Source organism: Mesorhizobium sp. (assembly GCF_005063415.1).
GTDB lineage: Bacteria > Pseudomonadota > Alphaproteobacteria > Rhizobiales > Rhizobiaceae > Mesorhizobium.
Map to the genome: position 1 here is coordinate 4,323 of NZ_SUEG01000177.1, position 5,239 is coordinate 9,561.

4 protein-coding genes and 1 pseudogene are annotated in these 5,239 nt (G+C 61.7%); all 5 read right to left on the reverse strand.

The features are described 5' to 3' along the window. A pseudogene (locus tag E5W70_RS28280) lies at positions 1 to 522 on the reverse strand (phosphotriesterase-related protein); the annotation flags it as partial. A gap of 4 nt (positions 523 to 526) precedes the next feature. After that, entirely contained in the window at positions 527 to 1,531 is a 1,005-nt protein-coding gene (locus tag E5W70_RS28285; RefSeq protein ID WP_292664612.1) for an ABC transporter permease, read from the reverse strand. Further along, the gene (locus E5W70_RS28290; protein ID WP_023721835.1) at positions 1,528 to 2,325 is read right to left on the reverse strand and encodes an ATP-binding cassette domain-containing protein; all 798 of its coding nucleotides are present in this window, start codon (positions 2,323 to 2,325) and stop codon (positions 1,528 to 1,530) included. Before E5W70_RS28290 ends, E5W70_RS28285 begins: the two co-directional genes overlap by 4 nt. Before the next feature lie 74 nt (positions 2,326 to 2,399). After that, the gene (locus E5W70_RS28295; RefSeq protein WP_292664613.1) at positions 2,400 to 3,338 is read right to left on the reverse strand and encodes a substrate-binding domain-containing protein; all 939 of its coding nucleotides are present in this window, start codon (positions 3,336 to 3,338) and stop codon (positions 2,400 to 2,402) included. 116 nt (positions 3,339 to 3,454) lie between these two features. After that, positions 3,455 to 4,066, reverse strand: a complete 612-nt coding sequence (locus tag E5W70_RS28300; RefSeq protein WP_292664614.1) for a cupin domain-containing protein — start codon at positions 4,064 to 4,066, stop codon at positions 3,455 to 3,457. Positions 4,067 to 5,239 lie beyond the last annotated feature (1,173 nt).

The window sequence follows — 5,239 nt, forward strand, 5'->3', positions numbered from 1 at the left end:
CTGCGTCTCGCCGCCGCCGACGTCGTTGACGATGAACTCGGTCACGGCGTCGACATCCATCGCCTTCAGCCATTCGGGATGGGTGTGCTCGAGATAGAAGCCGGTGCCCATGACGATCTTCAGGCCGGACATGCGGCTGATGCGGGCGAGCTTTTCGGGGTCGCGGCCGATGCCGATATTGGTGGCATCGACGACGGTGTGGCCGCCCAGCGCGCGATAGCGCTGCAGCTCCGACAGCGCCAGGTCGGCGTCGTCCAGCGAAACGTTGTCGCGGTTGACGTAAGGGTTCATGCGCAACTCGCCGATGATCTCGATGTTCACCGGCTGCTCGGCGATCGCCATGTCATCGGGATGGCAGGGGCATTTCCAGCTGCGCGCGCCATCGAGCAAGATGTGCTCGTGCATCAGCGTGATGCGCATGTCGTCGACCGGAACCGGGCCGAGCACGGTCATCACATGGCCAGTGTCGACCCCGATCGCCAGCCGCTGGGCGGGCACTGCGTCATCGAACAGACCGCTCATCGGCTCAACGGCTCCGCACGGCGCCGCGGAACAGACGGAAGTTCAGCCAGATGGCGATCAGGATGATCGTTCCGGTGACAATCGGCGTCAGGAAAGGCGACAGATGCGCCAGGATCAGGCCGTTGCCGATGACGGCCACGGTCAGCGCGCCGAGCACCGTGCCAATGATCGTTCCACGGCCGCCGAACAGGCTGGTGCCGCCGAGCACGACGGCGGCGATGACTTCCAGCTCGAAACCCTGTCCGGCATTCGAAGATCCCGATCCAAGCCGGGCAGCAATGATGATCCCGGCAAGGGCTGCCGCGGTGGCGGAAATCACATAGACGAAGAGCGTCGTTTGCCGCGTGTTGACGCCGGCACGCCGCACCGCCTCGGCGTTGGCGCCGATGCCGGTGACATAGCGGCCGAACGGCGTCTCGTTGAAGGCGAGATAGGCGATGGCCAGGATCGCCAGCGCGATCAGCGCCGGCACCGGCACGCCAAGGAACCAGGCGCGGCCCAGCACGGTGAAAGCGCTTCCGGGCTCGATCGGGATGGAATAGCCGCCGGTGATCAGCAGCGCCACGCCACGGATCACCGAAAGCCCGGCAAGCGTGACGATGAAGGACGGGATGCCCTCGTAGGCGACGAAATAGCCCTGCACCGCGCCAAGCAGGGCACCGAGCGCCAACATGGCGAGGATAACGACTGGCCATGGCAGGCCGAACTGCAAAAGCGTCGCCGACAGCGTCGCCACCAGCGCCAGTACCGAGCCGACCGAAAGATCGATGCCGCCAGTGGTGATGACGAAAGTCATTGCCGCGGCGACGATCAGCAGCGGCGCCGACTGCCGCAGGATGTTCAACAGATTGGGCGATGTCAGAAACGCGTCGGTCGCAACCGAGAAGATGATGCAGACGACCAGAAAGAATAGCGCGATCGAAACGACACTGCCATTGGCGAGCAGGCCATCGCGCCAGGTGCCCTTGCGCACTCGTGAGGGCTGGGCGGCGTGGATCGCGTCGCTCATGCCGGCGCTCCACCGCGATAGCCATTGGTGGCGGAGCGCGCGCTGAACTTGCGGCCGACGATCAGATTGACCACGTCTTCGATATTGGTCTCGCCGATCAGCCGCTCGGCGACATTGCGCCCTTCATACATGACCTGGATGCGATCGCAGACGAGGAACAGATCCTGCAGCCGGTGGGTGATCAGGATGACGCTGACACCGCGCGCACTGACCGCGCGGATCAGTTCGAGCACCGCCTCGACTTCGGCCACGGCAAGCGCTGCCGTCGGCTCGTCCATGATCAGCACGGCCGGCTCGAACGAGGCGGCGCGGCCGATCGCGATCGACTGGCGCTGCCCGCCGGAGAGGTTTTCGACCTTGAGCCGCGTGTCGGCAATGACGATGCCGAGCCGATCGAGCATCTGGCGAGTCTCGTCATGCATGCGCTTCTTGTCGAGAAAGGAAATGCCTGCGATGCGGCGGCGCGGCTCGCGGCCGAGAAACAGATTGCCGGCGACATCGACCGTGTCGCAGAGCGACAGGTCCTGGTAGACCATCTCGACGCGCGCCGCACGTGCGTCCGCCGGCGAGCTGAAGATCACCGGCTTGCCGTCGATCTCGATGGTGCCGGCGTCGGGAACCACAGCCCCCGACAGCACCTTGCTCAATGTCGACTTGCCCGCGCCATTGTCGCCGACCAGGCCCAGCACCTCGCCCGGCTTCAGCGTCAGCGACACGTCATCGAGCGTCTGGATGGCGTTGTAGCGCTTTGAGATGCCGCTCATCCGCACCCGATAGGTCTGGCCACTGCTCATCTGGGATTCCACGCGATTGCAAGTCATCCGCGGCGCAGCCTCGGGCGGCGCCGCGGCTCGGTCGCCGACGCAGTTTACTTGAACATCGCGCGGTATTGGTCGACATTCTTCTTGGTCACGATCGTCACCGGGATGTTGATGATCGGATCGATTTTCTCGCCCTTCTTGAGCTTGCCCAGCGCTTCAACCGCGGCCTTGCCTTCGCCGGCCGGATCCTGCTGCACGACCGCGACCACCCAGCCGTCGTCGATGCCCTGAACGGCCTGCTTGGTCAGATCCCAGCCGAACACCTTGACGTCGCCGGTGCGGCCCTGGCTGGTCACAGCCGAAACTGCGCCGAGCAAGGCCGGCTCGCCGGTCGCATAGAGCGAGTTCATGTCGGGATTGGCGGTCATCAGGTTTTCCGAAGCGCTCAACGCGGTCTCCTGAACGTTCTGGCCGTCGACCGTGTCGAGGAAGGTGACGGCCTGGCCGCTTTCGGTCACCGCCTTCTTGAAGCCGTCGAGCCGCTGGTTCTGGATGAATGAATTGAGTGCGCCGACGATACCGATCTTGGCCTTGCCGCCCATCTCGGCCTTCACATAGTCGGCGTAGAATTTGCCGATGTCCTCGCCGGCCTTGGTGTTATCGACGCCGATGAACGAAATATTGTCGCCGTCGGGGATCTGCGCGTCGATGGCTATGACGGGAATGCCGGCCGCCTTGGCCGCGCTGATCGCAGGCTTGACGCCGTTGACGTCGATGGCGACCAGAATGATGCCGTCGACTTTCTGCGTGATGTAGTTCTCGATCGCGTCGTTCTGCGCGCTGGGCACATTGTTGGCGTTGAAAATGACCAGCTTGGCGCCGGCGGCGTCGGCTGCCTTTTGCGCGCCCTCGTTGATCTGGTTGAAGAACAGGGCCTGCTGGTTGATGTTGACGAGAGCGAACGTATCGGCAAGCGCCGATCCCATGGCTGCCGAGCCCATGGCAATGGCGGCGGCACAGCCGGCGAGAAGTTTGAACAGACGCATTTCGGTTCCCCTTGCTTGCGGACCAGACCTCGGCTGGTCCCGTTAGTGCTACAGGCACGAGGCAAGCATTCAAGAGACTTGAATATTTGTCAATCCAAATGAACGCAGTGCGTCGCTCAGAAAGTCGCCGGCGTGTTGACCCAGAAAATGCTAGCGCGTTCCTCGCCGATGTTGCGGTAATGATGCGGCAACTCCGATCTGAACACGAAGGCATCACCCGTGGCGAGAGCATGGCTCTTGCCGTCGACGATCAACTCGATCCGGCCGGCGAGCACATAGCCGACTTCCTCGCCGGCATGCTGGATCGGACCTTCGCTCGAGCCCTCTGCCTCGATGTGATGGATGTTGCATTGTAAGAGGTGGCCAGGCGAATACGGAATGATGCGTTCGAGCGAAATTCCTTCGCCACGCCGTAGCGCGTCGAGCGCAATCAAAGGCCTTGCGCCCGCCCGGAATACGATCGCCTCGTCGTCATCGACTTGCTCGAACATCCAGCCGATGTTTGTGTCGAGAACCTCGACCAGACGGTGAAGCATGGGCAGGGACGGCGAAGCCTTGCCGTTCTCGATCTTGGACAGCAGGCTTTCCGAGCAATTCGCAGCCGCGGCCAGCGTCTTCAGCGTCATGCCGCGTGTCTGGCGGGCGAGGCGCAGCCGAGTTCCAAGTCTTGCGGCATTTACGGTGGTGTCCGTTTCTGACTCTGGCCGCCGTCGATCGATTTTGTTCATCTGTTCGCCAACCATTCAACGGTCAAGGGCAACTATCGCGCGAGCAAAAGACCTCGGCTGACGATTTGCAAGTGCTGATGCGTCAAATTCGAGACTGCAGCCGCAGCTACCGCATCCGGCGAATGCCGCTCCCGCATGAACCGTGCTGATGATCCCGCGCCAGTTATCCCCTATCGCTTGGCTGTCCATCGTGGTCGAAATCGCCAGCCGTTACCGCGGTTGCGTCACGTGGCGAGTGGACTTGGAACCACAATGCGGGCAAGGCGGGCCACGCAGCCAGTCTACACAACCACGGCCCTGCCGACACGATAAAATCTGGACTGTCACCGAATTTGCGGAGCGCGCCCAGAAGTCACCGGCGGCAGCGCCCCATGGAGTTACGCCCAGGGCGCGCAGGCTCTCGATAGCCGCGACGTATCCAACAAAATCCCCTGGGGCAACCGCGCACCGCTTGAGCTTCGACAATTTTGAAGAAAGTCCAACAGAATTAATGGACTAGAACCTTGCAGATGTAAGTTGCGGAAGCGACGCGCGGTTAATGCTTTAGAAGTATAGACACATCGACACGAGGTGCGAAGAAGCAACGCCAATACAGCTGGTTGGTTACAACATATTTATTTTCGCAGATATGGTATTGCCCGTCCGGGGATTCCTGTACACGGTCCCGTGGGATGGTGAAATTATGCGGCAAATAAGTGTACCCGCCGTCTACCCTGGACCGCACCGAAGACCGAGGTACGGCGCGGCAATCTGAACCGCCGCAGCACTTGAATTTGGTCTGCGGGTCAATCTTGTCTTCATACCAATCATGGGCGTTAGCGGCTGTTGCGGCGGCGATACACATTGCCGTGAAGATGAGCCTTCGCATGGCATTCCTCAAGTATCTGGCAGGCGCTGCTCGTTGGGGTTTCCATGTATATTAGCGTTCCATTGAAAATACCATTGGCCTCCGACCGACTTAACGCAGCTCCAGCAAGCGACGCTCGCAATTGAAAGGCCGCATCGGGTCACGTCATGACGACACCTGCACCGATCAATGTTCCGCTCTTGTCGCTCCGGGCTTGAAAGCCGACCGTCTGCTCTGCGCAGCATCTCGGCCATAGAGAGTACTCTGCCACTGCCCGAAAGCAGATGAGGTGGATGGCTCCCGCTCCCGGCATCTGAGTGCCACAG

Bases quoted from the DNA above. Each gene is read 5' to 3' on its own strand.
- E5W70_RS28300 (WP_292664614.1), bottom strand. From the start codon at position 4,066: ATGAACAAAATCGATCGACGGCGGCCAGAGTCAGAAACGGACACCACC.
- E5W70_RS28290 (WP_023721835.1), bottom strand. From the start codon at position 2,325: ATGAGCAGTGGCCAGACCTATCGGGTGCGGATGAGCGGCATCTCAAAG.
- E5W70_RS28295 (WP_292664613.1), bottom strand. From the start codon at position 3,338: ATGCGTCTGTTCAAACTTCTCGCCGGCTGTGCCGCCGCCATTGCCATG.
- E5W70_RS28285 (WP_292664612.1), bottom strand. From the start codon at position 1,531: ATGAGCGACGCGATCCACGCCGCCCAGCCCTCACGAGTGCGCAAGGGC.